General features: G+C 54.1%; 1 protein-coding gene. It reads left to right on the top strand.

Annotated features, from left to right (window positions below; genetic code table 11):
• A partial coding sequence (locus PORUE0001_RS02270; protein ID WP_007364845.1) for a transposase occupies positions 1 to 493 on the top strand: 493 nt, incomplete at its 5' end.
• Positions 494 to 588: the final 95 nt, after the last annotated feature.

The raw sequence follows: 588 nt of genomic DNA, 5'->3' as shown, positions 1-588 counted from the left end.
GAAGGCCATCGACCTCTTGACCAAAAGCATCAAAGAGTGCGAGTACCGAATGCTTGAAATCATCAAGGAAGACGAGGAGATGTACCGCCACTACCTGCACCTCATTTCCTGCAAAGGCGTGGGTCTCGTCACCTCGGTCATGCTGATCGTTTTTACCGACAACTTCAAGGGCTGGAGTGCCAAGAAGATGGCTAGCTACTGCGGTATAGCGCCCTTCTACGAGAGCTCTGGGAGCTCAGTCTTTCACAAATCCAACACAGGAGGCTACAGTAACCGACGGCTAAAAGGAATCTTGACCCAAGCAGCCCGAAGTGCCATAACTCATAACCCAACATTTAAACAGTATTACCAACGCATGAAAGCTCAAGGCAAGCCCTACGGGGTCATCCTCAACAACGTCAACAATAAGCTCCTCCACATCCTCTTCTCGCTGGTTGCGCACGACTGCGACTTCGAGCTAGACCACGAAGCGAAGAGAGCTCTACGAGCCTAGTCCAAGGAAGGAAAATCTCCGCTCCGGGAGCGCCCCGCGGCAAGGGGTGGGAGCCCCCACCCCGACGAGCGGGTTCCCGAAGAGAAGTCGACCGA

Origin of the sequence: Porphyromonas uenonis 60-3, from assembly GCF_000174775.1 — a bacterium.
Lineage (GTDB): Bacteria > Bacteroidota > Bacteroidia > Bacteroidales > Porphyromonadaceae > Porphyromonas > Porphyromonas uenonis_A.
Note: the sequence above shows the minus strand (reverse complement) of the source record. Positions and strands in the feature narration are given on the sequence as shown.